21 protein-coding genes are annotated in these 24422 nt (G+C 73.9%); 12 read left to right on the top strand and 9 right to left on the bottom strand.

Annotation, left to right across the window (positions count from 1 at the left end):
• Positions 1-177: 177 nt before the first annotated feature.
• From ACGFSH_RS29615 to ACGFSH_RS29635, 5 genes are all read left to right on the top strand, one after another.
• Positions 178-939 (top strand): (2Fe-2S)-binding protein, encoded by a 762-nt coding sequence (locus ACGFSH_RS29615; protein ID WP_393353799.1) that lies wholly within the window; start codon positions 178-180, stop codon positions 937-939.
• 38 nt (positions 940-977) lie between these two features.
• Positions 978-2138, top strand: coding sequence for a glycogen synthase (gene glgA, locus ACGFSH_RS29620; RefSeq protein WP_393353800.1), 1161 nt, complete (start codon positions 978-980; stop codon positions 2136-2138).
• 54 nt (positions 2139-2192) lie between these two features.
• A complete protein-coding gene (gene glgC, locus ACGFSH_RS29625) occupies positions 2193-3413 on the top strand; it encodes a glucose-1-phosphate adenylyltransferase (RefSeq protein WP_393353801.1) in 1221 nt (406 codons plus the stop codon).
• Positions 3414-3551: 138 nt separating this feature from the next.
• Complete coding sequence (locus tag ACGFSH_RS29630) at positions 3552-4874, top strand: wax ester/triacylglycerol synthase family O-acyltransferase (RefSeq protein ID WP_393353802.1); 1323 nt, start codon at positions 3552-3554, stop codon at positions 4872-4874.
• Between the two features lie 105 nt (positions 4875-4979).
• Positions 4980-6488: an SDR family NAD(P)-dependent oxidoreductase gene (locus tag ACGFSH_RS29635; protein WP_393353803.1), complete on the top strand. Its 1509-nt coding sequence runs from the start codon at positions 4980-4982 to the stop codon at positions 6486-6488.
• An 89-nt stretch (positions 6489-6577) separates the two neighbouring features.
• On the opposite strand, the gene ACGFSH_RS29640 is transcribed toward ACGFSH_RS29635, so the two are convergent.
• Together ACGFSH_RS29640 and ACGFSH_RS29645 are read right to left on the bottom strand one after the other, a co-directional pair.
• Positions 6578-7345 carry an SDR family oxidoreductase gene (locus ACGFSH_RS29640; RefSeq protein WP_393353804.1) on the bottom strand — a complete coding sequence of 256 codons (768 nt, stop codon included), beginning with the start codon at positions 7343-7345 and terminating at the stop codon, positions 6578-6580.
• Positions 7346-7370: 25 nt separating this feature from the next.
• On the bottom strand, positions 7371-7820 hold the full coding sequence (locus ACGFSH_RS29645; protein ID WP_393353805.1) for a hypothetical protein: 450 nt from the start codon (positions 7818-7820) through the stop codon (positions 7371-7373).
• A gap of 458 nt (positions 7821-8278) precedes the next feature.
• On the opposite strand from ACGFSH_RS29645, the gene ACGFSH_RS29650 reads away from it, so the two are divergent.
• Positions 8279-8452, top strand: coding sequence for a hypothetical protein (locus ACGFSH_RS29650; RefSeq protein WP_106980896.1), 174 nt, complete (start codon positions 8279-8281; stop codon positions 8450-8452).
• Positions 8453-8626: 174 nt separating this feature from the next.
• Here the strand turns inward: ACGFSH_RS29650 and ACGFSH_RS29655 are convergent, their stop codons facing one another.
• Both ACGFSH_RS29655 and ACGFSH_RS29660 read right to left on the bottom strand, forming a co-directional pair.
• Positions 8627-9970 carry an amidase gene (locus ACGFSH_RS29655; RefSeq protein WP_393353806.1) on the bottom strand — a complete coding sequence of 448 codons (1344 nt, stop codon included), beginning with the start codon at positions 9968-9970 and terminating at the stop codon, positions 8627-8629.
• A 196-nt stretch (positions 9971-10166) separates the two neighbouring features.
• Positions 10167-11588 (bottom strand): lipase maturation factor family protein, encoded by a 1422-nt coding sequence (locus ACGFSH_RS29660; protein ID WP_393353808.1) that lies wholly within the window; start codon positions 11586-11588, stop codon positions 10167-10169.
• Positions 11589-11726: 138 nt separating this feature from the next.
• On the opposite strand from ACGFSH_RS29660, the gene ACGFSH_RS29665 reads away from it, so the two are divergent.
• The 3 genes from ACGFSH_RS29665 to ACGFSH_RS29675 all read left to right on the top strand — a co-directional run bounded on the left by ACGFSH_RS29665 (position 11727) and on the right by ACGFSH_RS29675 (position 15208).
• Complete coding sequence (locus ACGFSH_RS29665; protein ID WP_393353809.1) at positions 11727-12110, top strand: hypothetical protein; 384 nt, start codon at positions 11727-11729, stop codon at positions 12108-12110.
• Between the two features lie 62 nt (positions 12111-12172).
• Positions 12173-14275: a SpoIIE family protein phosphatase gene (locus ACGFSH_RS29670; RefSeq protein ID WP_393353811.1), complete on the top strand. Its 2103-nt coding sequence runs from the start codon at positions 12173-12175 to the stop codon at positions 14273-14275.
• Positions 14276-14344: 69 nt separating this feature from the next.
• Positions 14345-15208 carry an Fpg/Nei family DNA glycosylase gene (locus ACGFSH_RS29675; protein ID WP_393353812.1) on the top strand — a complete coding sequence of 288 codons (864 nt, stop codon included), beginning with the start codon at positions 14345-14347 and terminating at the stop codon, positions 15206-15208.
• Between the two features lie 66 nt (positions 15209-15274).
• Here ACGFSH_RS29675 and ACGFSH_RS29680 read toward each other — a convergent pair whose 3' ends face one another.
• From ACGFSH_RS29680 to ACGFSH_RS29690, 3 genes are all read right to left on the bottom strand, one after another.
• Positions 15275-15949: a zf-HC2 domain-containing protein gene (locus ACGFSH_RS29680; protein WP_393353813.1), complete on the bottom strand. Its 675-nt coding sequence runs from the start codon at positions 15947-15949 to the stop codon at positions 15275-15277.
• Positions 15950-16090: 141 nt separating this feature from the next.
• A complete protein-coding gene (locus ACGFSH_RS29685; RefSeq protein WP_393353815.1) occupies positions 16091-16603 on the bottom strand; it encodes a hypothetical protein in 513 nt (170 codons plus the stop codon).
• A gap of 136 nt (positions 16604-16739) precedes the next feature.
• Positions 16740-17288 carry a sigma-70 family RNA polymerase sigma factor gene (locus tag ACGFSH_RS29690; RefSeq protein WP_329415741.1) on the bottom strand — a complete coding sequence of 183 codons (549 nt, stop codon included), beginning with the start codon at positions 17286-17288 and terminating at the stop codon, positions 16740-16742.
• A 221-nt stretch (positions 17289-17509) separates the two neighbouring features.
• On the opposite strand from ACGFSH_RS29690, the gene ACGFSH_RS29695 reads away from it, so the two are divergent.
• Entirely contained in the window at positions 17510-18730 is a 1221-nt protein-coding gene (locus ACGFSH_RS29695; protein ID WP_393353816.1) for a CapA family protein, read from the top strand.
• Positions 18731-18750: 20 nt separating this feature from the next.
• Here ACGFSH_RS29695 and ACGFSH_RS29700 read toward each other — a convergent pair whose 3' ends face one another.
• Entirely contained in the window at positions 18751-19224 is a 474-nt protein-coding gene (locus tag ACGFSH_RS29700; RefSeq protein ID WP_393353817.1) for a universal stress protein, read from the bottom strand.
• Between the two features lie 110 nt (positions 19225-19334).
• Between ACGFSH_RS29700 and lysX the strand changes: the two genes are divergently transcribed.
• Entirely contained in the window at positions 19335-22619 is a 3285-nt protein-coding gene (gene lysX, locus ACGFSH_RS29705; RefSeq protein WP_393353818.1) for a bifunctional lysylphosphatidylglycerol synthetase/lysine--tRNA ligase LysX, read from the top strand.
• 118 nt (positions 22620-22737) lie between these two features.
• On the top strand, positions 22738-23577 hold the full coding sequence (locus ACGFSH_RS29710; protein WP_393353819.1) for a polysaccharide deacetylase family protein: 840 nt from the start codon (positions 22738-22740) through the stop codon (positions 23575-23577).
• A 34-nt stretch (positions 23578-23611) separates the two neighbouring features.
• On the opposite strand, the gene ACGFSH_RS29715 is transcribed toward ACGFSH_RS29710, so the two are convergent.
• Positions 23612-24283: a class F sortase gene (locus ACGFSH_RS29715; protein ID WP_393353820.1), complete on the bottom strand. Its 672-nt coding sequence runs from the start codon at positions 24281-24283 to the stop codon at positions 23612-23614.
• Between the last annotated feature and the right edge of the window lie 139 nt (positions 24284-24422).

Raw genomic sequence — 24422 nt, forward strand, 5'->3', positions numbered from 1 at the left:
TCGTCATCCATGACCAACACGATGCCCTGTGGATCTGTTCCCGTCGTCGTCCCTGAGCACCCAATGAGTCCTACTACCGATGGAGTACGACGGGCCCGCCGTCCTCCCCCAGGCGGGTGACGGACCGGGGATCCCCCTGACCCACGCCCCTGACGGCCCTTGGTACTACTGGACTTCGTGACTCTCGACCCCGGTCTCGGCCTGCTCCGTCCGCTCGGCGGCTTCTTCGCCCTGCACACCCCCGCCGACGGCTCGGCGGGCCCGGCCCCCGGACTGCCGACCCTCGCCCGGGCCTACGGCGACCCCGCCGACGGCGCGGCGCCGGGGCCCTTCGGGGATCCGCTGACGTTCCGGGTCCGCAAGGTGGTCCGGGCCCTGCGCGCCCCGGAGGAGCGGATCGGCGCCTCCGTCGCCCAGCAGGGGCTCGCGGCCCGGCTGTGGTCCGTCACGCTGGGCTGCGCGGTGCTGTACGGGCGCGTCCCCGACCTCGCCCCGGAGCTGCTGCGCTGGGACCCGGACGGGGCCGCCCCGGACGACCTGTGGCTGACGCGGGTGCGGTCCCGGCCGGCGGACGCGGCGACGGTCGCCGAGGTCGTCGTCGACGGCCATCTGGAACCTCTCGGCGCGGCTCTGCGGGCCCGCCACCCGGTCGCGGGGGGCCTGCTGCGGGGGAACGCCGGATCGGCCCTGGCCGCGACGGCCCGGCTGCTGGAGCAGTGGGCCCGCGGGCACGGCAGGCCCGACGTCGCCGCACACGCGCGTGCCCTCACCGCCGACCTGCTCGCCCACCCCCGGCTGGCGGGCGCCGGCGTCCTCACCGGCGACGTCTTCCGCCGCCGCAGCTGCTGCCTGTACTACCGGGCGCCCGGCGGGGGCCTGTGCGGCGACTGTTGCTTCACACGACCCCCGCGCTCTTCCCCACGCGCCCCGTCTGAGTGACCATGAAAGGGAACCGGTCGCAAAGATGGGGGTTACGGGTGCGAGTGGGACTGCTGACCCGGGAGTTTCCCCCGGACGTGTACGGCGGCGCCGGCGTCCACGTCGAGTTCCTGGCCCGCGAGCTGCGGCGGCTGGTCGACGTCGACGTGCACTGCTGGGGCGAGGGCGCCTCGGACGGCGTACGGCGCCACCGCCCCTGGTCCGCGCTCGACGGGGCCAACGACGCGCTGCGCACGTTCTCCGTGGACCTCGCCATGGCGGCCGCCCTCGAAGGCCGCGAGCTGGTCCACTCACACACCTGGTACGCCAATCTCGCCGGGCATCTCGCCCAGCAGCTGTACGGCGTCCCGCACGTGGTGACCGCGCACTCGCTGGAGCCGCTGCGGCCCTGGAAGGCCGAGCAGCTGGGCGGCGGCTACGCCCTGTCGAGCTGGGCCGAGCGGACCGCGCTGGAGGCCGCGGACGCGGTGATCGCCGTCTCCGGCGCCATGCGCGACGACGTCCTCGCCTGCTACCCCGCGCTCGACGCGGACCGGGTGCACGTCGTGCACAACGGGATCGACACCTCGCTCTACCGTCCCGACCACGGCACGGACGCCCTCGCCCGGATCGGTCTCGACCCGGACCGCCCTTTCGTGCTGTTCGTCGGGCGGATCACCCGCCAGAAGGGCGTGCCGCACCTGCTGCGCGCCGTCCGGGACATCGACCCGGCAGCGCAGGTCGTGCTGTGCGCGGGCGCGCCCGACAAGCCCGAGATCGACCAGGAGTTCCGGGACCTCTTCGGCCGGCTGAGCGGAGCCCGCGACGGCGTCCACTGGATCCCGGGGATGCTGCCGCGTCCCGAGGTGATCCAGCTCCTCACGCACGCGGCCGTGTTCGTGTGCCCGTCGGTGTACGAGCCCCTCGGCATCGTCAACCTGGAGGCGATGGCGTGCGGCACGCCCGTCGTGGCCTCCCGGGTGGGCGGGATCCCCGAGGTCGTCGAGCACGGCGTGACCGGCACGCTCGTCCCCCTGGACGACGAGGGCGAGGCCTTCGAGGCGGGTCTCGGCCGCGCGATCGACGAGATCCTCGGCGATCCGGCCGCGGCGCGCCGCATGGGCGAGGCGGGCCGGGTCCGCGCCGTCGGCGAGTTCGGCTGGGACGCGGTGGCACGCCGTACGGTCGGACTGTACGAGGAGATCCTCAAACAGGCGTAGAGAGCCCCGCGCCGGGGCAGCCATGGGTATCAACCAGGGTGAGGGGAGCGACCAATGCGTCGTGGCGGGCCTTCGGTGCTCGGGATCGTACTGGCGGGCGGTGAGGGCAAACGGCTGATGCCGCTGACCGCGGACCGCGCCAAACCGGCGGTCACCTTCGGCGGCACGTACCGCCTCGTGGACTTCGTGCTGTCCAACCTCGTCAACGCGGACGTCCTGCGCATCTGCGTGCTGACGCAGTACAAGTCGCACTCGCTGGACCGCCACATCACCACCACCTGGCGGATGTCGAGCCTGCTCGGCAACTACGTCACCCCGGTCCCGGCGCAGCAGCGGCTCGGCCCGCGCTGGTACCTCGGCAGCGCCGACGCCATTCTGCAGTCGCTGAACCTGATCTACGACGAGCGGCCCGAGTACGTGGCGGTCTTCGGCGCGGACCACGTCTACCGCATGGACCCGCGCCAGATGCTGGAGCGGCACATCGACAGCGGCGCGGGCGTGACCGTGGCGGGCATCCGGGTGCCGCGCGGCGAGTCCTCGTCGTTCGGGGTGATCACTCCGGGCTCGGACGGCCAGACGGTCGAGCGGTTCCTGGAGAAGCCCGCCGACCCGCCGGGGCTGGCGGACGACCCGGAGTCGGTGTTCGCGTCGATGGGCAACTACATCTTCACGACGAAGGCCCTCATCGAGGCCCTCCAGCGCGACTCCGAGGACGAGCGGTCCGTGCACGACATGGGCGGCTCGATCCTGCCCCAGCTCACCGAGCGCGGCGAGGCCGCGCTGTACGACTTCCAGGACAACCACGTTCCGGGGGAGACCACCCGCGACCAGGGCTACTGGCGTGACGTCGGCACGCTCGACGCCTACTACGACGCCCACATGGACCTGATCGCCGAGCGGCCGGCCTTCAACCTGTACAACCGCAACTGGCCGATCTACACCCACTCGGGCCAGTTGTCCCCGGCGCGTTTCAACGCGGGCGGCATCGCCGGCGAGTCGATCATCAGTGCGGGCTGCCTGATCCGCGGACAGGTCACCCGCTCGGTGCTCTCACCGGGCGTCGTCGTCGACCCCGGCGCGGTGGTGCAGGGCTCGATCCTGCACGACAACGTGCACATCGGGCGGGGGGCGGTCGTGCGCGGGGCGGTCCTGGACAAGAACGTCGAGGTCCCTCCGGGGGCGACCATCGGGGTGAACCCGGAGCGCGACGCCGATCTCTACACCGTCTCGCAGGGCGGCGTGATCGCCCTGGGCAAGGGCCAGCTGGTCACGTAGACGCCGGGCCCGGTCATGGGACGCCGTGCAACGCGAACGTCATCCGATGTTGACTGTGCGTAGCACGATCGTACTTGACCGTAATCGGTGGTGAGAGGTTGACTGCCTCCTCACCCCATCGTGACGCGAGGCGAGCCCTTGACTGCTGAAGATCTGCTGGCACCGCTGGACCTGGCGTTCTGGAACATCGAGTCCGCCGACCACCCCATGCACCTCGGCGCGCTCGGGGTCTTCTCGGCCGCGTCGCCCGCTGCGGCCGCCCACGCCGCCGATCTGCTCGCCGGCCGGGCGGCCGCCGTGCCCGGACTGCGCATGCGGATCCGGGACGTGTGGCAGCCCCTCGCCTTCGGCGGCGCGGTCCGCGAGCCCGACCCGGACTTCGACCCCCTGCACCACGTCCGGCTGCACGAGCGCGCCGCCGACTTCCAGGCCGAGGCGGGCCGGCTCATGGAACGGCCGCTGGAGCGCGGCCGCCCGCCCTGGGAGGCGCACGTGCTGCCCGGCGCGGACGGCGACTCCTTCGCGGTCCTCTTCAAGTTCCACCACGCCCTCGCCGACGGACTGCGCGCGCTGACCCTGGCCGCCGCCGTCCTGGACCCCATGGACATGCCCGCACCGCGCCCCCGGCCGGCCCCGCCCCCCGCGCCGCTGCTCCCGGACGTGCGCAGACTCCCCGACCTGCTGCGCGGGGCGGTCTTCGAAGTCGGCCGCGCCCTCGACATCGGCGCGTCGGTCGCCGTGTCGGGCCTGGGCGTGCGCTCCAGCGCCGCGCTCACCGCCGAGTCCACCGGGACCCGCCGCACCGCCGGCGTGGTCATCGACCTCGACGACGTGCACCGGGTCCGCAAGGTCGCGGGCGGCACCGTCAACGACGTGCTGATCGCGGTCGTGGCGGGGGCCCTGCGCCGCTGGCTCGACGAGCGCGGCGACGGCAGCGCCGGGGTGCGGCCCCGTGCCCTGATCCCCGTCTCCCAGCGGCGCCCGCGTACCGCGCATCCGCAGGGCAACCGGCTGTCCGGATACGTGCTGCGGCTCCCGGTCGACGACCCCGACCCGCTCGGCCGGCTCGCCCACTGCCGGACCGCGATGGACCGCAACAAGGACGCGGGTCCCGGCCGGGGCGCCGGGGCCGTCGCCCTGCTCGCCGACCACGTCCCGGCGCTCGGCCACCGGCTGGGCGGGCCCGTGGTCGGTCAGGCGGCCCGGCTCTGGTTCGACATCCTCGTCACCAGCGTCCCGCTGCCCGGCTTCGGCCTCAGACTCGGCGGGAACCCCCTCGCCGAGGTCTTCCCCTACGCCCCCCTCGCCCGCGGGCAGGCCCTCGCGGTCGCCGTCTCGACGTATCGCGGCCAGGTCCACTACGGGCTGGTCGCCGACGCCGAGGCGGTCCCCGACCTCGACCGGTTCGCGGGCGCGCTGACCGCCGAGGTGGAGACGCTCATCACGGCCTGCGGCTCTTGACGGGAACGGGTTTGGAGGAGCGGCCCGGCGCTCCGTAAAATTCCCCGTTCGTAGGGCGGGCGCGGTCGGAGCGCCGCACACGTGAGCAGGGAAAGCGGCAGCGCGATGACGGTGACAGAGGACGGCTCGGCGGCGATCGCGGACGACGTCGTGGACGAGGTCGTGTACGGGCCCGGCATCGATCCGGAGCGGCTGGCGGTGTGCCTCGCCGTGCTGGACGAGCTCGACAGGCTGGACGTCGACCACCCCGACGCGATCGCCGTGCGCCGGGCCACCGCCGGCGTCTACCGCACGGTCAAGCAGCGCCGCAGGCAGGAGCGCAGGGCCGCCAAGACCGCCCACGACAAGGCCGTCACCGAGGCCACCGCCACCGGCTCCGCCCAGCGCATCGACGACGAGACCGAGGGCATCCTGCCGTCGTCCGTCACCGAGGAGGGCAGGATCGCGGGGATACTCCAGCGGCCCCGCTCCTGCTACACCTGCAAGACGCGGTACGTCGAGGTCGACTACTTCTACCACCAGCTCTGTCCGGCCTGCGCCGAGCTGAACCGCTCCCGCCGCGACGCCCGCGCCGACCTCACCGGCAAGCGCGCGCTGCTCACCGGCGGCCGCGCCAAGATCGGCATGTACATCGCGCTGCGGCTGCTGCGCGACGGCGCCCACACGACGATCACCACGCGTTTCCCCAAGGACGCCATCCGCCGCTTCAAGGCCATGGACGACTCGGCCGACTGGCTCCACCGGCTGGAGGTCGTCGGCATCGACCTGCGCGACCCGGCGCAGGCCGTGGCGCTCGCGGACCGGGTCGCCGAGGCGGGCCCGCTCGACATCCTCGTCAACAACGCGACGCAGACCGTGCGCCGGCTGCCCTCCGCCTACGCGGCGCTGGTCGACGGCGAGGGCGCCCCGCTGCCCGCCGGCGAGCTGCCCGCCCACCACGTCATCGGCGCGTTCGGCTCGGGCGCGGTGGACGGCCTGGCCGCCCTGCCCGTCGGCATCAGCGGCCTGGACGCCCAGCAGGTCGCCGACCTCGCGCTGGTCGCCGGCAACGCCAGCGTCGCCCGGCACCTCGACGGGACCGCGATCGACGCGGGCGGGCTCGTCCCCGACGTCGTCGACAGCAACACCTGGGTGCAGACCATCGAGCAGATCTCCCCGGTGGAGCTGCTGGAGACCCAGCTGTGCAACTACACGGCGCCGTTCATCCTGATCAGCAAGCTCCGCCCGGCCATGGCCGACGCCGCGCGGAAGGCGTCGAGCGGACGCGCCTACGTCGTCAACGTCTCGGCGATGGAGGGCGTGTTCGGCCGCGGCTACAAGGGCGCGGGCCACCCGAACACCAACGCCGCCAAGGCCGCGATGAACATGGTGACGCGAACCAGCGCCCAGGAGATGTTCCAGACCGACGGCATCCTGATGACCTCGGTCGACACCGGCTGGATCACCGACGAGCGCCCGCACTTCGACAAGCTGCGGCTCGCGGAGGAGGGCTTCCACGCCCCCCTCGACCTCGTCGACGGCGCGGCCCGGGTCTACGACCCGGTCGTGCGCGGCGAGGCGGGCGAGGACGTCTACGGGGTCTTCCTGAAGGACTACGCGCCCGGCAAGTGGTAGGCCCGCCGGACGCGCGGTGAGGGGCGCGGGCGGGGGCCGTGCGGCCCGGCACGGGCGGGTCACCCCGGCCGTCCGCCCCTCCGCGGCCGTCAGGGCGTGCCGCGGGCCCTTCGCACCCGTGTTCCGCCGTCCACCAGCAGGTCCGCGCCCGTGATCCACTCCGCCGCGTCCGACGCCAGCCACAGCACCGCCCGCGCCACGTCCTCGGGCTCCCCGATGCGGGCCAGCGGCAGGGCGGCCGCGGTCTCCCGCTCTCCCGGCTCCCACACGAACCGCGCCATCTCGGTGCGGACGAGACCGGGGGAGACCGAGTTGACCCGGACGCCCGGGCCCAGCTCTCCGGCCAGCTGCCGGGTCAGGTGCAGCAGGGCCGCCTTGCTGGTGCCGTACGCGCCCACTCCGGGGCCGGGGTGCGTGGCGCCCTCGGTGCAGATGTTGACCACCGTCCCGCCGTGCTCGCGCATCCAGCCCCGCCACGCGCACTGCACCAGCCGCAGCGGCGCCTCGACGTTGACGGCGAACGCCTCCCGCCAGAGCGCGGGGTCGGCGTCCATCAGGGGCCCCAGCGGCTGGTTCGTCGCCGCGTTGTTGACCAGGACGTCCAGCCGGCCGAACGCGCGCAGGCACAGACCGGTCAGCGCCTCGGGGTGACCGGGGTCCCCGACGCTTCCGGCCAGGCCCACCCCGTCCAGTTCGGCGGCCGCGCGCCGCACGTCGTCCGGGTCGCGCGCGCTCACGCACACCCGCGCCCCGGCGTCGGCAAGCGCGCGGGCCACGGCCCGGCCGATGCCCCGGGTGGCCCCGGTGACCACCGCGGCCCTTCCCCGCAGAACGTACCGTCCGTGCGACGACGTCATCGGCGTACCGTCTCACGACGGCCTGTCAATCGACAGTCCTCATACGGGAGTTGTGCACCGAGACCAGCTCCAGCACGGTGCGCCAGTCCTCCAGGACGCCCGCGTCGAAGACGCTCGTCAGAGCGTCCTCGTCGGCCTGGCGCAGGCTGAGCAGATCGCCGTCGGCCGGGACGCCGCGCCGGGGATGCAGCCGTACCAGACCGGCGACCCTGGGCCCGAGCAGCGGCCGCACCGCGTCGGCGGCCCGCCCCGCCCGGCCGGCCGGGTCGGCGGGACTCAGCAGCCGCCCCACGGGACGGACCAGCCCGGCGAGCTGGAGCTCCTTGTCCGCGGGCCGGGCGCGGCGCAGCAGCGCGGCCGTGCGCAGCGCGTGGTCGTGGAGGTCCACCGACGGGGCCGGGCGGCGCGTGGCGTCCCGTACGCCGCGGCACGCGTACAGCAGGTCCATCAGCTCCTCGACGCTGCGCAGCTCCATGCGTCGGTCCTCCCGGGAGTCGGCCGTTCTGCACATCAGCAGATCATGGCCCGCTTGCGATCCGGCGAACGGCGCCTGAACGACGCGCCCGGATCGGCAGAGGTGTTCACCGTTGTACGCCGGTCGAGTGAACACGACGGGTATATAAGGGTGTATAAGGGTTCAATTCACCTGCGGAGACGTTCGGGTCACACGCCACGGTTGTCCCAAATCTTCTGGCGCTATCGAGCGGCACCCCGCTCATCTGGTTACGCTGTCACCGACGGACAGCAGGACGGAGTGCCACCCACACCCACCGTCCGTCTGGGACAAGCCGGTTCACCACGGCCAGCTCTCCTGGGAGTCACCGGCGCAACCGTGTCGCCACCGACTCCAGCCCGACCCGAGGGAGCGTCCAGCGCCGGACCGCAGAGTGGCCGGCACGCCCCGAGGGTGATCCGACACATAAGGAGTGCGCGGTGACACCGGAGAAGACGAATCGCGAACAACGCCCCAAGGAACGCACCGAGCGCGCCGGCCGACGGCCCGGCGAGCTCGGCAGCCTCGACGTGTGGGCCCGCTCCGCCCCGATCCGCCTGGCGGGCTACGAGGACGACCTCGCCGAGCCCCACATCCTGCCCAGCGTGGACTGACACCGCCCGCGGGAACCCTCGCGATCGCCGACCGCATGGGCGTGCGCCGCACAGCCCGCGCCCATGCGAACCACCGACCCTCCCGATCCCGCGCACCGGTCCCCACCCCTGTGCCGGCCTTGCCCGCCCGCCCCGCGTGCGTCTGCGCCCGTCCCCGGCCCCCAGGGCTCGCGCTCAGTCCAGCGGGGCAGTCCGCCGCCACGGCCGCAGGGACTCCAACTGTTCGGCCAGGCGCAGGAGTTCGCTCTCCGTCCCCGGCCGGCCCACCAGCTGCACGGCCGTGGGGGCGCCGGACGGCAGCGTCCCGAAGGGGACGGACATCGCCGGCCAGCCCGTCAGGTTCCACGGCGGGGTCAGCGGCGAGTAGTTCGTGTTCACCGCGATGTTGCGCAGCCAGCCCCGCTCGTGCCACGGCTCCGACCTGGGCGACCGCCGCGCCAGCGCCGGAGTGAGCAGCACGTCGTACCGCGTGAAGAACGGCTCCAGCCGCCGGCGCAGCTCCTCCCGTGCCGCACCCCCGCGGACCCGGTTCACGAAGCGCCGGCCGACGGCCGCGTGCACCCGGGTGCGCCGGGCCAGCAGCCGGGCGTCCAGACCCCCGGCGTCCACCGCGGTGCCCGCCGTCCAGTGCGCGAGCGAGGTGACGCCGAGCGACAGCGGGTACGGCGGCTCCGCCCGCTCCACGTGATGGCCGGCCCGCACGAGCACCCCGGCCGCCTCCCGGGCCGCGTCCGTGTACGGCCGGCTCACGGTGACCCCGGCCAGCGGACTGCGCACCGAGACGGCGACTTTCAGCGCGCCGGGCTCCACGGGTCCCGCGAACTCGGAGCCGGCCAGGACCGACAGCATCAGCCGCACGTCCCGCACGGTCGTCGCCAGCGGACCGTTCTCCGACATCCCGAACCAGTCGCCGTCGCCGATCCCGGCCGGCACCACCCCGTGACCCGGCTTGATCGTCACCAGCCCGCAGTTGGCGGCCGGGATGCGCAGGGAGCCCATGCCGTCGTTGCCGAGGGCGATCGGCGTCATCCCGGCGGCGACCGCGGCCGCACTGCCGCCGGAGGAGCCGCCCGCCGTGCGGGAGACGTCCCAGGGATTGCGGGCCGTGCCGTGGACGCCCTCCGTCGTGCCGAAGACGCACAGCTCCGGCACGTTGGTCAGGCCGACGACGACCGCCCCGGCGGCCCGCAGCCGGGCCACGGTCACGTGGTCGGCTTCGGCCGGCGCGTCCGGCGTCGCGGCCGAGCCGACGCGGGTCGACTCGCCCCGCACCCCGAGATTGTCCTTGACCGCCAACGGCACGCCGGCCAGCGGGAGTCCGGCCAGGTCGGCGCGGGCGGCCACCTCGTCCGCCTCGGCGAGGGCGGCCGCGGCGCGCACCGTGCGGAACGCCCCGATGCGCCCGTCCAGCCGCTCGATGCGCGCCAGGTGCTCGGCCAGCACCTCGCGGGGCGTGACCTCCTTCGCGCGCACGGCGGCGGCGATCTCGACGGCGGTCCGGCCGGTCCAGACGGTCACGGCAGCTCCTCGGGGCTCGGTCACTACTCATGAGTACACGCAGGTGCGCGGGAGAACTCTGCCCCGCCGAGCCGCTCCCGTCGACCTCGCACACGATGCGCCGCCCCCGGCCGGCCGGCGGTGCGGCCCCTCCGGGCGCCGCGCCACGCCCCGACCGAGCGACTCCGCGGGGCTGACGGTCCTGGTGACGGGGGCGTCACGGCCTGCGTGCCGACTGCGCGAGCCGGGTCGGCGGCAGGTACTCGCGCACGTACGTCCGGTGCCACCATGCGCCCGTCTCCCGCAGTTCCCGCCGGGTCGTGCAGCGGTAGCGGAACAGGCGGGCGCGGACGTGCCGCGGCGGCCGGCCGGGCGGGAACGGGGAGCGGCGCAGCAGCCTCAGGGTGTCGCGGTCGTCCTCCAGCAGCCGTTCCACCAGGGCGGCGAACCACGCCCCGGCGTACGCGGGGGAGAGCGCCGCGAACCACATCATCCAGTCCAGGCGCAGATGGTAGGGGGCGAACTGGCGCGGGCGGCGGCGGGGATCGCCGGGCTTGCCCCGGAACTCGTACTCCCGCCAGTCGGAGTCCTCGCGCGGCACCTCGTCGAGCGTGCCCTCGACCACCACCTCGTAACGGATCCGGCTGACGCTGCCGAACGCGCCGTAGGTGTTGACCAGGTGCAGCGGATCGAAGGAGCGGTTCATCACCTGCCGCCGGGACAGCATGTTGACCACCGGGTGATAGCTCAGGAACAGCAGCAGGGCGGCCGTGGCCAGGACCACCACCTCGAACCACAGGGGTGCGGCGGGCGCCGTGCGGTGTCCGCCCGGCAGGGCGAGCGCGGACACGGCCAGCACGACCGTGATCCAGTTCAGCCAGGCGAAGTTGCCCGACAGCACCAGCCACAGCTGGGTGGCGGTCATCGCGGCCGCGGCCGCCGTCGCGACCGGCTGCGGGGCGAACAGCAGGAACGGCACGACGAGTTGGGTGACATGGTTGGCGGCCGCCTCGACACGGTGCAACGGCTTCGGCAGCCGGTGGAAGTACCAGCTCAGGGGGCCGGGCATCGGCTGAGTCTCGTGGTGGTGGTAGAGGCAGGTCAGCTTCCGCCAGCAGGCGTCGCCGCGCATCTTGATCAGGCCCGCGCCGAACTCGACCCGAAACAGGAGCCAGCGCAGCAGGAAGAGCACGACGACGGGCGGGGCCACCTCGTCGTTGCCGAGGAACACGGCGAGGAAGCCCGTCTCCAGCAGCAGTGACTCCCAGCCGAAGCCGTACCAGGTCTGCCCCACGTTCACGATCGACAGGTACAGCGCCCACGGCGCCAGCCACAGCGCCATCGCCGCCCACAACGGCACGAGGGAGTCCGCCCCCGCCAGCAGCGCCGCGGCCAGAGCGCAGCCCGTCCAGGCGCAGACGGCGAACAGCCGGTCGGAGTAGCGCAGGTGGAACAGGCTCGGCGCCCGCCGGAAGGGCACCCGCCGCACGAACAGCGGGATCGGCAGCATCCCGCGCTCGCCGAGCAGCGGGCGGAACTGCAGGGCCGCCGTCAGGAACGCGACCAGGTACACGGCGGCCAGGCCGCGCTGGAAGAGCAGCCGGCTCAGCCAGTACTCGGGTGCGTTGAACCAGTCCACGGCCGTGCGCTCCTCCCGTCCGCCGCCCCGTCACGGTGCGCGTCCGGATCCTCCGCTTGCGTGACCGGGGCGGGTGAAGCAGACAATAGTGGGCGAATCCCCGCAAGGGGGCGGACCGAGTCGATGCGGGAGAACGTGGTGCGACTACCCACTGCCACCGTCCTCACCGCCTGCGCGCTCTCGGCGGCGCTCCTCGTCGCCGGCCGCGCCGGTGACGGAGCGAAGTACACGATGCCGGGCCCGGACGCGGTCCTCCCGGCGGCGCAGGGCCGCGTCCTGTTCGCCGACCCCCTCACCGACCTCTCGGACACCGGCGCCGACCCGGAGTCCGCCGCGGACGCGGAGTCCGGCGCGGACCTCGACCGCGGCCTCGGCCCGGACGCCGTCGGACCCGAGACCGTCCCCGAGATCCCCGACCCGCCCGACGGCGGCGGGCTGGTCCCCGACGGGCCGGACGAGTCCGACGCGCTCGACCCGTCCGACCCCGTCTTCGGCAGCCCGGTCGACACCGTCCTCGGCTGACCGTGGCCGCAGGCCCCCGCTCCCCGGTCGAAGAATCGGGCAAACCCTGGCAAGGTGGCCCCATGGCTGATCGGGGAGCGAGTGCCCTGTCACTCCCGGACGACTGGCCCGCCCACCCGGATCCGATCCTGGCGCTCAACCGCATGGGCAGCTTCGACTGGGACCTGGACTCGGGGCTGTTCCACATGGACGCCCGGGCCCACGAGATCTTCGACATCCGCCCCGACGAGTACGACGGCGATCCGGCGTCCCTCGGTGTGCGGGTCCCGCCGAACGAGGCCATCCGCCTGGACGCGCTGGTCGCCCAGGCGATCAAGGACGGCAGCGAGAACTACGGCGCCTACTTCCGCCTGCGGATGCGCGGCGGTGACCTGCGCTGGACCCACACCCAGGGCTACATCCGGCGCGACTCCACCGGCCGCCCGCGCCGCATCGTCGGCATCGTCCGTGACGCGACCGACGAACTCGGCGACCTCGCCGCCCGCCGCGACGAGAACGCCCTCGACGACGCGCGCCGCGACCAGACCAACGTCGTCCAGCTCACCACGGCGGCCCTGGCGCACGCCCGCACCGTGCAGGACGTCATCGACGTCCTCAAGGACACCCAGGGCCTCACCCATCTGGGCGCCACCAGTCTCGTCATGGGCCTGGTCGAGGCCGGGCGCATCCGGCTGATCGCCGAGGGACCCGAGGGCAGCTTCGTGCCCGGCACCCTCGTCACCCGGATCGACGAGCCGTACCCGATGAGCGAGGTGGTGCGCACCCTGACCCCCCGCTTCATCGAGTCGCCGGACGAGTTCGCCCGCGGCTATCCCGTGCTGTGGCCGCACCTGACCGACCTGCGGATCACCTCGGCGGCCTATCTGCCGCTCATCGTGCAGGCCCGCCCGATCGGCGCCATGGGCCTGCTCTACAGCGACCGGCGCGGCTTCACCCCCGAGGAGCGCAACATCCTCGTCGCCCTGGGCAGCAGCATCGCCCAGAGCCTGCAACGGGCCATGTTCTACGAGCAGGAGAAGGACATCGCCCAGGGCCTCCAGCAGGCCATGCTGCCGCGCACCATCCCCAGCGTGCCCGGCGCCGACGTGGCCGTCCGCTACCGGGCCGCCACCATCGGCGGCTCGCTCGGCCGCGACATCGGCGGCGACTGGTACGACCTGATCCCGCTGCCCGGCGGCGCCCCCTCCGGGGGAGGCCGGGTCGGCGCCGTCATCGGCGACGTCCAGGGCCACGACACGCACGCGGCCGCCGTCATGGGCCAGCTGCGCATCGTGCTCAGGGCCTACGCGGCCGAGGGGCACACGCCGGCCACCGTCATGGCCCGCGCCTCCGTCTTCCTGCACGAACTGGACACCGACCGCTTCGCGACCTGCCTGTACGCGGAGGTCGACCTGTCCACGGGCGTCGTGCAGGTGGTGCGCGCCGGGCACATCGACCCCCTGCTGCGCGCCCCCGACGGCGCCTGCCGGCGCGTCCCGGTGCCCGGCGGGCTGCCGCTCGGGCTGTCCGCCGAGTTCGGCAGCCTGGAGTATCCGGTCGGCACCATCGAACTCGACCCCGGCCACACCCTGCTGCTGTGCACCGACGGGCTCGTCGAGCAGCCCGGCGCCGACCTCGACGACGGCATGCTCGCCCTCGCCGCGTCCATCTCCGCCGGCCCCGGCGACGTGCGCGCCCTCGCCGACCGGCTCATCGACGTCGCCGAGGAGCGCGGCGGGGACGACGACGTGGCCCTGCTCCTGCTGCGCCGGCGCGGGCCGGACGGCACGCAGACCGGCAACCGGCTCCAGCAGCACGTCGCGCCGGGCGATCCGGAGGCCCTCTCCGAGGCACGGCACATGATCCGCGCCGCCGTGCGCGCCTGGGGCGCCCGGGACCGCTCCGACGAGATCGAACTGGTCGCCGACGAGCTGATCACCAACGCGCTGATGCACACCGAGGGCGCGGCGATCGTCACCCTGCGGGCGCTCACCGGCGGCGAACGGCGGCTGCGCGTCGAGGTGGAGGACTCCTCCAGCGCGCTGCCGCGCCGCCGCGAGGCGGGCGAGTCGGGCGTCTCCGGGCGCGGTCTGATGCTGGTGGACCTGCTCGCCGACGGATGGGGCGTCGAGGCGCGCGGCGGCGGCAAGTGCGTGTGGTGCGAGTTCGCGGTGCCCCCGCGGTGACCGCCCGGCCCACGGCACGCCGCACCCGTCCCGCGAGGCGATGTCCGTCCCCGGTGGCACTCTGGACGTATGCCGGAACTTCCCGAGGTCGAAGCGCTCAAGGACTTCCTGGCCGAACAGGCCGTCGGCCACGAGATCGTGCGGGTGCTGCCCGTCGCGATCAGCGTGCTGAAGACGTACGACCCGCCCGTCACCGCCCTGGAGGGCCGGCCCGTGACCGCTGTGGCCCGGCACGGAAAGTTCCTCGACCTGGCGACCGGCGACGGCCCCCATCTGGTCGCCCACCTGGCCCGCGCCGGCTGGCTGCACTGGAAGGACCGCCTCCCCGACGGACCGCCCCGCCCCGGAAAGGGCCCGCTGGCCCTGAGGGTCGCCCTGGAGACGGGGGAGGGCTTCGACCTGACCGAGGCCGGCACCCAGAAGCGGCTCGCGGTGTACGTGGTGCACGACCCCCGGGAGGTCCCCGGCGTGGCCCGGCTCGGGCCCGACCCGCTCGCCGACGACTTCGACGAGGCCCGCTTCGCCGCGCTGCTCGCGGGTGAGCGCCGCCGGCTGAAGGGGGCTCTGCGCGACCAGAGCCTGATCGCGGGCGTCGGCAACGCCTACAGCGACGAGATCCTGCACGCGGCGAGGATGTCCCCGTTCAAACTGGCCTCGTCCCTGACCCCGGAGGAGACCCACACCCTCTACGAGGCGCTGCGCACCACGCTCACCGAGGCGGTCGAACGCTCGCGGGGACTGGCGGCGGGCCGGCTGAAGGCCGAGAAGAAGAGCGGCCTGCGCGTCCACGGCCGCACCGGCGAGCCCTGCCCGGTCTGCGGCGACACCGTCCGGGAGGTCTCGTTCAGCGATTCCTCGCTCCAGTACTGCCCCACCTGCCAGACGGGCGGCAAGCCGCTGGCGGACCGGAGGATGTCCCGGCTGCTGAAGTAGCGCGGCGGCCCGAGCGGAGCGCGGGCGACCGCCTCCCCGGGCTCGCGTCCGTCCGGGACGTCCGCCTCAGCGCGCGGCCGGCGTGTGCGCGTCCAGCGTCACCAGGTGCTCGCCGCCCGCCGTGCGCAGTTCGTAGGCGACGATCTCCTCGGGGTGCCAGGCGGCCGTGCCCTGCACGGTGTTGGGCCGGGCGTCGTGGCGGGGCACGGTCCAGCTGGTCACGGTCTGCTCGGAACCGTCGGCGCCGATGGCGATCAGACGGCAGGAGCGGGGGCCCGCCCCGTCCTTGACCTGGAGCTCCACATGGCTGCCCCACGCCTCGTCCTCGGTGGTCACCTGCGCCCACACGCCCGACTTCTCGTCCGTGGCGGTCAACCGCACGGCGTCCTCACCGCCGCTTGCGCTGCCCGCCGCCATGGCGAGCACGGGGGCCGCCAGGGCGACGACCACGGAGGCCGCCACCGCGTACAGCACCCGCCGGCGCACGGCCCGGCGCCGGGCCGCCACCTCGGCGAGCAGCCGCTCCAGCAGCTGCGGGCCGGGGCCGGCGAAGGGGTGCACGGTGCGCGGGGTCGCGCGCCGGTAGAGCATCATCTGACGTGCGGTGGGGCCGAACTCGGTGACCTGCGCCGCACACTGAGGACACTCCATGAGGTGGTCCTCGAAGCGGAAGGCTTCCGCTTCGTCCAGCACGCCGAGCGCGTACGCGCCGACGTCGCGATGCCTTTCCAGGGACCTCATGCCGAAACCTCGTGCCGTTGAGTGCCAGTGGGGTTACTCCTTGCTCCCACCGGTACGCACCAGGCCGCCGAATCACTCAAGCCGCGTACCGAATCGTGACCCACATATTCGGAGCGGCCGGCCCTGCGGATTGGTGTGAATCTAAAAAAGATGAATCGCCAGATGCCCGAGGGGCAGTCCGAGCTGCCAGGCGGGCGTCCAGACCTTCGGTCCCTCGTCCTCGCCGGCCCCGGTACCGCCGGGCACCGCGTTGAGATCCGGGGCGAGCAGCTCGGTCTCCTCCAGCCAGCGCCAGGCCGCGGCAGCCAGTTCGAGATCGGGAGCGGGGCCGTCCAACCGGGCCGCCTCCGCCCTCAGTTGAGACATACGTTCGTCGACCCAGTTCTGCCACGGCTGGTCGTACGCCGTGAGCGAAAGCCAGGTCTCCAGCTGAGTGACGACCCGGATCCCGGGCAGCTCCCCGTCGGTGTCGGACAGGAAGATCGTCAGCGCCAGGGCGTCGCGCCCGGCGCGGAACTCGAAGGACGTCGGCGGCATGAGATCGCCGGTCCGCAGCAGTTCGTCGGCGATGTACTCGGCGTACAACCAGGCCATGGGAACGGTGAGTTCACCGCCGCCGGTGCCGTCCGTGCTCTGGTGACCTCTGTGCAGCATCCCTTCCTGCCTTCCTCCGGTGCTTGCGCGTCGCCCGTTGCCGGGACCCCAGTCCGCAACACGGATAAGGACACCCGATTACCCGAAGGGGGTCCACGGCAAGGCGCTTTACGGAGGCTTGACCCGATCGCCGGTTTCAGTGCAGGTCGGCCGCGTATCCCGGAAGCACCCTGCGCAGGGCGCGCAGCGCATAGTAGGCGCGCGACTTCACCGTACCGGGCGGAATTCCGAGCGCCTCGGCGGCCTCCGCCACACTCGCCCCTCGGAAATACACCAGCACCAGGACTTCACGGTGTTCCGGAGTGAGTGTCTTCACAGCCTCGCGGACGTCGAGGGCGGCGGCCGCCCGCTCGGCGTGGTCGGCGCAGACGGGCGCGTTCTCCAGGACGGCGTCCCCGACCTCGGGCGGCCGGGCCTGCCGTGCCCGCCGCGCGTCGATGGCCAGCCGGCGGCCCACGGTGAGCAGCCAGGGCCGTACGGAGTCGAAGGCGTCGGCGCGCAGCGCCTCCGGGTGCTGCCAGGCGCGCACCAGCGTCTCCTGTACCAGGTCCTCGGCGCGCTGGCGGTCGCCGTCGCACAGGCGCAGCAGCAGGGCGAACAGGGGTCGGCCGTGTTCGCGCTGGAGCGCGGCGAGTTCGTGTTCGGCGGTCGTCGTCCTGGCGGTGAGGGCGGTTCCGGCGGTCATGGGCGTATGGCACCGCAAGGGGCGGGATCGGGACAGGGTGCGCACCGGGCTCTGCGGCGGACGGTCGATCGCGTCGACGAACGGTTCGACGAACGGTCCCGGCTACGCCGATCGCGGGCATCGGCCTGGACGAAGGGAGTGCCGGAGCCGTCCACCGACGTCGATGGATTAGTAGTGATACATGCGTAAATATGACAACCCATCCGAACCGGGGTGATCCGATGCTCGCCCGCAGACAGCAGGTGGCCCTGGCGCTGACGGCCCTGCTCACATCGGCCGCCGCCTGCCAGGCCCACGGTCACCGTCCGGCCGGCCCCGACCGCCCCTCGGCCGGCCGGGCCGGACACCCCGCCCCGGCCGCCGCCCGCGACTTCACCCTCGTGGCCTCGGGCGACATCCTCCCGCAGGCCACGGTCGTCGACCGCGCCCGCTTCGACGCGGGCGGCGCGGGCTACGACTTCCGCCCCCTGTTCGAGGACGCCAGGCCCGTCGTCTCCACCGCGGACCTGGCCCTGTGCCACCTCGACACCGTCCTCGGCGCCGAGGACGGCCTCACCGGCTCCCCGCCACCCGGCTCACCGGCGCCCGGTTCCCCGGCGCCGGCCTCACCCGCACCCGGCTCCCCGCCGGAGATCGCCGCCGCGCTCGCGGCCACCGGCTACGACAGCTGCTCCACCGCCTCGCCCCACAGCCTGGACGCCGGCGCCGACGGCGTACGGCGCACCCTCGACGCGCTGGACGCGGCCGGCGTGCGCCACGCGGGCACCGCGCGCACCGAGGCCGAGGGCAACGCGGTCACCCTGCTGCGCGCGGGCCCGGCGACCGTCGCCCACCTCGCCTACACCGGCGACACCGCGGGGCATCCGCCACCGCCGGGGCAGCCCTGGGCCGTCGGCCTCGCCGACCGGGACCGCATCCTCGCCGACGCCAGGGCCGCCCGGAAGGCGGGCGCCGACGTGGTCGTCGTCTCCCTGCACTGGGGCACCGCCTGGCAGGACGCCCCGGACGAGCGCCAGCTCGTCCTCGCCCGCGCCCTCACCGCCTCCCGCACCGGCGGCCGCCCCGACGTCGACCTGATCGTCGGCGCCGGCCCGCACGTCCCCCAGGCCTACGAGAAGGTCAACGGCACCTGGGTGGTCTACGGGCTGGGCGACCAGATCGCGGGGGAGATGTTCAACGGCCAGGGCCTCCAGGACGCCCGCGGCACCCAGTCCACCGTCGCCCGCTTCACCTTCACCCGGCCCGCCCGCCCCGGCGGACGCTGGCGGGTGCGCAGGGCGGAGTCCCTGCCCGGGATGTTCGACATCGACGCCGGCCGCGTGGTCGACCTCGACCGCGCCCTCGCCCGGGGCGCCGAGGTCGAGGGCGTACGCGACCGCATCAGGGCCGTCACCCTCAGCCGCGGCGCGGCCGCGGCCGGACTGGTGACGGACGGAAAATGACGTGAGGCGGGCGGCTGCCGTCACGGCACCACGGTCACCGGCCAGCGTCCCGCCTTCACCAGCCGCACCGCCACGGACCCCACGATCCGGTGCCCGGCCTGCTCGGAGGCGCCCACCACCACGGCGTCCGCCTTGAGCCGGTCCGCCGCCTTCACCAGACCGCCGTAGGGATCACCGCGGAACGTGTGGAACTCCCAGCGCACGTCGAATATCCCGCGGGTCCGCTCGGCGGCCTCCCGGATCTGCGCGACGAGGTCCTCGGCGATCGCGTCGCTCGTCTCCGCCACCGGCGCCCCGAGCGCCGCGCCCGCCGCCAGCACCGGCTGCACGTACACCACCGCGAGCAGGGCGTGCTGGCGCCGGGCCAGACCGCCCGCGTAGGCCGCGGCACGCAGCGAGGATTCGGAGCCGTCCACCCCGACGAGAACGACCTTGGGCCCGTCCGTGCCCCGCTCGAACTGGTGGGCCGGCTGCTGCGAGTGCTGTTCCGTCACGGCCAGAGGCTATCGGAAGCCCCTGATCCGGCCCCTGGCCGGGCCGCCGTCCGCTCCCCGTGCGGGACGCTCGACGGGCGGCCGGGCCCGGGTGTTCCTACAGTCGAGACATGAGTGCCCCCGCGGAGACCGCCACGACCGAGGGCGCTGCGGGCCCGCCCCGCCGGCCCGCGAGCCGCTTCCTCAACCGGGTGCCCGAAGCCTTCGCGACGTTCTTCGGCGCCCTCGCCCTGCTCTGCGTCCTGCTGGCGCTGATCCCGCCCCTGCGCCGCCTGCTGCGGCCGGTCGTGCGCTTCCTCGACCTGCTCATCGTCCCGGTCAGCGCCAACCTCGCCTACGCCGTCTTCCTGCTGCTGCTGGCCGCGGCCATCGCCGCCCGCAAGAAGGTGGCCTGGTGGCTGGTGGTCGTCTACCTCGGGCTCCTCGTGCTCACCGACGTCCTCGGCGTCGTCGTCGGCCTGTACGCGCAGTCGGTCCCGTCCCTCGTGGTCTGCGGGCTCGCGCTGGGCGTCCTGGTCGTCGCCCGGGGGGAGTTCTACGCCGCCTCGCGCCGCGCGGCCGTGCGGCGGGCGCTCGCCGTCCTCGTCGTCGGCCTCGTCCTGGCGATGCTCGCCGGCTGGGGCCTGGTCGCGCTGTTCCCCGGCACGCTCCCGGCCGGCCAGCATCTGGCCTGGGCCGCCAACCGCGTCCTGGGCGGCCTGGTCTCCGCGGGCTCCTTCGACGGCCGTCCGCCGCGCGCCCTGTACTTCCTGCTCGGCCTGTTCGGCGCCCTCGCCCTTCTCAACGCCGCCGCCGTCCTCTTCCGCTCCCAGCGCATGGAAGCGGCCCTGCACGGCGACGAGGAACCCCGTATCCGCGCCCTGCTGAAGGCCTACGGCGGGCAGGACTCACTCGGCTACTTCGCCACCCGGCGCGACAAGGCCGTCGTCTTCTCTCCCAGCGGCAAGGCCGCCGTCACCTACCGCGTCGAGGCGGGAGTCTGCCTGGCCAGCGGCGACCCCGTCGGCGACCGCGAGGCCTGGCCGCACGCCATCGCCGCCTGGCTGGACGCCGCCCGCCGCTACGCCTGGGCGCCCGCGGTGATGGGCGCCTCCGAGGACGGCGCCAAGGCCTTCGCCCGCGCCGGCCTGGGCGCCCTGCAACTCGGCGACGAGGCCATCGTGCACGTCGCCTCCTTCGACCTCGGCGGCCGCGAGATGCGGGTCACCCGGCAGGCCGTGAACCGGGTGCGCCGTACCGGAGCCACCTGCCGGGTCCGCCGCCACCGCGACCTCACCGAGCAGGAGATGGAGGAGATCGTCGGCCGCGCCGACGCCTGGCGCGACACCGAGACCGAACGCGGCTTCTCCATGGCCCTCGACCGCCTCGGCGACCCCGCCGACGGCGACTGCCTCCTCGTGGAGGCCCTCGACGACGACGGCCGCCTGCTCGCCCTGCTCTCCTTCGTCCCCTGGGGCGCCGACGGCGTCTCCCTGGACCTGATGCGCCGGGACCGCTCCGCCCCCAACGGCGTCATGGAGTTCATGGTCGCCGACCTGTGCGCCGCCGCCCCCAAACTCGGCGTGCGCCGCATCTCGCTGAACTTCGCCGTCTTCCGCTCGGTCTTCGAGGAGGGGGCCCGCATCGGCGCCGGACCCGTCCTGCGCCTGTGGCGGCGACTGCTGCTGTTCTTCTCCCGGTGGTGGCAGCTGGAGGCCCTCTACCGGTCCAACGCCAAGTACCGGCCGCAGTGGTACCCCCGCTTCCTCTGCTACGCCGACGCGGGCTCCCTGGCCCGGGTGGGGCTGGCCTCCGGCATCGCCGAGGGATTCGTCAAGGTGCCCTCCCTGCGCACCCTGTGGGGCCGACGGCGGTCCACCGGCGGGCCGCGCCCCGCCACCACCGAGGGGCTGCCGCCCACCGCGGCGCTCGGCCTCGACGCGCCGGACGGGGCGGCCGGACCCGCCGGGCCGGACGCCGGCCTGCCCGAACAGGTCCGCGTCCGGCACCGCACCCTCGACCGGCTGCGCGCCGCCGGCACCGACCCCTACCCGGTCGGCGTCCCGGCCCGCACCCACACCCTCGCCGAGGTGCGCGCGGGCGGGACGGTCACCGTCGCGGGCCGCGTCATGCGCGTCCGCGACTTCGGCGGCATCGTCTTCGTGACCCTGCGCGACTGGTCCGGCGACCACCAGCTCGCCCTCACCCGCGACACCCTCTCCCGCGAAGCCCTCGACACCTTCCGGGCCGACACCGACCTCGGCGACCAGCTCTGCGCCACCGGCACCGCGGGCGCCAGCGACAAGGGCGAACCCACCGTCTTCGTCGCCTCCTGGCAGCTCACCGCCAAATGCCTGCGCCCCCTGCCCGACAAGCGCCGCGGCCTCACCGACCCCGAGGCCAAGGTCCGCATGCGCTACCTCGACCTCGTCTCCAGCCCCGCCGCCCGCGACGTGATCCGGGCCCGCTCCGACGCCGTGCAGGCCCTGCGCCGGGGACTGCTGGAGCGCGGCTACCTCGAGGTCGAGACGCCGATGCTCCAGCAGATCCACGGCGGCGCCAACGCCCGCCCCTTCACCACCCACATCAACGCCTACGACCTCGACCTCTACCTGCGCATCGCGCCCGAGCTGTACCTCAAGCGGCTGTGCGTGGGCGGCATGGAGAAGGTCTTCGAGATGGGCCGTACCTTCCGCAACGAAGGCGTCTCCTACAAGCACAACCCCGAGTTCACGATGCTGGAGGCCTACCAGGCCTACGCCGACTACGACGAGATGCTCCACGTGGCCCGCGAGCTGATCCAGGGCGCGGCCACGGCCGCCTTCGGCTCACCGGTGGCCCGCAAGGACGGCCGGGAGTACGACATCTCCGGGCAGTGGCCGGTCAAGACCGTCTACGGCGCGATCTCCGAGGCGCTCGGCGAGGAGGTCGACGCCGACACCCACCTGACGGTCCTGCACCGGCACTGCGACCGGGCGGGCGTCCCCTACACCGCCGACGACGGGCGCGGCGACGTCGTCCTGGAGATGTACGAACGCCTCGTCGAGGAGAAGACCCGGCTCCCCACCTTCTACAAGGACTTCCCCACCGACGTCTCGCCGCTCACCCGGCAGCACCGCGTCGACCCGCGCCTCGCCGAACGCTGGGACCTGGTCGCCTTCGGCACCGAACTCGGCACCGCCTACTCCGAGCTGACCGACCCCGTCGAGCAGCGTCGCCGGCTGACTGAGCAGTCCCTGCTGGCCGCGGGCGGCGACCCCGAGGCGATGGAACTCGACGAGGACTTCCTCGACGCCCTGGAGTACGCGATGCCCCCGACCGGGGGCCTCGGCATCGGCGTCGACCGCCTGGTCATGTTCCTCACCGGCCTCACCATCCGCGAGACCTTGCCGTTCCCTCTGGTCCGCCGCCGCTGACCTGACACCCGCCCGCCGTCACCGGGGTGGCCCGCGGCTGCGCCGTGCGGGTGGAATCGTGCGGCTCAACCGGTGTCGCCGGGGTGGGTCGGCGGCCCGCCGGGCGACTGATGACTGCATGAAGAAGGAGCAGTTGTTCACGCGCCGCCGGGCGTTGCTCGCCGGCGCCGCCGCCGTCGCAGCGGCCGGCACGGTCAAAGTGTTCGGGTGGGGCGAGGACGGCGAGCCGGTCAGGGCCGCCGCACCCGCCGCGGGCGCCCCGGCCCGCAGCCTCCCGCTGAAACCCTCCGCCTACCGCCTCCAGCCCCTGGCCGGTTACGGCCCCCCGCCCACCGCCCCCGTCCGCACCCCGGTGCGCCACGAGCCGCTGACGAGCATGACCGGCCGCGGCCGCACCATGGTGCTCACCTTCGACGACGGCCCCGACCCGCGCTACACCCCCCAGATCCTCGACACCCTGGCCGAGTACGACGTGCGCGCCACGTTCTTCGTGTGCGGCGAGATGGCCGCCGACAACCAGGACCTGCTCGCGCGGATGGCCGACGAGGGCCACGTCGTCGGCAACCACACCTGGTCGCACCCCCTGCTGACACGCCTCACCCGCCGTCAGATCCACTCCGAGATGTCCCGCACCAGCGACGTCATCGAGACGGGCTACGGGGAGCGGCCGCGCTGGTTCCGGGCCCCCTACGGCGCCTGGAACCGCGCGGCCTTCCAGCTCGGCGCCGAGATGGGCATGGAGCCGCTCGCCTGGACGGTCGACACCCTCGACTGGACCACGCCGGGCGCCGGCGTCATCGCCGACCGGGTGCGCAAGGGCGCCGCCCCCGGCGTCGTGGTGCTCTCGCACGACGCCGGGGGCGACCGCTCGCAGAGCGTGCGGGCGCTGCGCACGTACCTGCCGCGCCTGCTGGACTCCGGCTACCACCTCACCGTGCCCCGGCGGCAGTACGCCTGACCCCGGCGCCCCGCCCGCCCGGTCCCGGCGCCGCTCAGCGGACCTCGGCCAGGCGGGCGAAGGCGACGACGTTGCCGTCGTAGCCGTTCGCCTTGGAGAACCCGCCGCCGCACGTGATGACGCGCAGTTCGGGGGCGCCCTTGGAGGCGTAGACGCGGTCGCCGGGGAAGTCGCTCTTCTCGAAGACCTCGATGCCGTAGATCTCGAACACCGCGGTCCTGCCGTCCCTGCGGGACACCTCGACGCGGTTGCCCTTCTTCAGCGCCCCGAGCCCGTAGAACACGGCGGGGCCGAGCTTGTTGTCGACATGGCCGACGAGGACCGCCGTGCCCTTCTCGCCGGGCGAGACGCCGCCGGTGAACCAGCCGGCCAGGTTGGGGTCCTCGGGCGGCGGCGCGCCGACCCAGCCGTCCGCGTCCAGGCCGACGGCCATGACCGGGGCGTCCACCCGGATGGCCGGGATCCGCACCCGGTCCGGTTCGGCGAACGCCAGCGGGGTCGGGGCCCGGCCGAGGACGCCGGCGGCGGTGCGGCCGTCCGCGGCCGCCGCGGCGGCCGGCTGGGGCGGGCCGACGTCGAACTCGCCCGACCCGTTGCGGATCAGCGCGAGCCCGGTCAGCAGAACAAGCGCTATCACGCCCCAGGGGGCGCGCTTCCTCTGCCGCTCCTCTTCTTCCGCGGCCTCGGACAGCTCGTACGCAGACATTCGCCATCCCCTTTCGACGCGGCCGTCGCCGCGTCCCTTCGCGCATACGAGAACGCTAAGCGCGACGACGCGAACCGGCGACGGGACGACGGCGAACGGGTGGCCCCCCTCCCGCGCGGTGCGCCATCCGAGTTGACGG

It is taken from the genome of Streptomyces sp. NPDC048481, assembly GCF_043200075.1.
GTDB lineage: Bacteria > Actinomycetota > Actinomycetes > Streptomycetales > Streptomycetaceae > Streptomyces.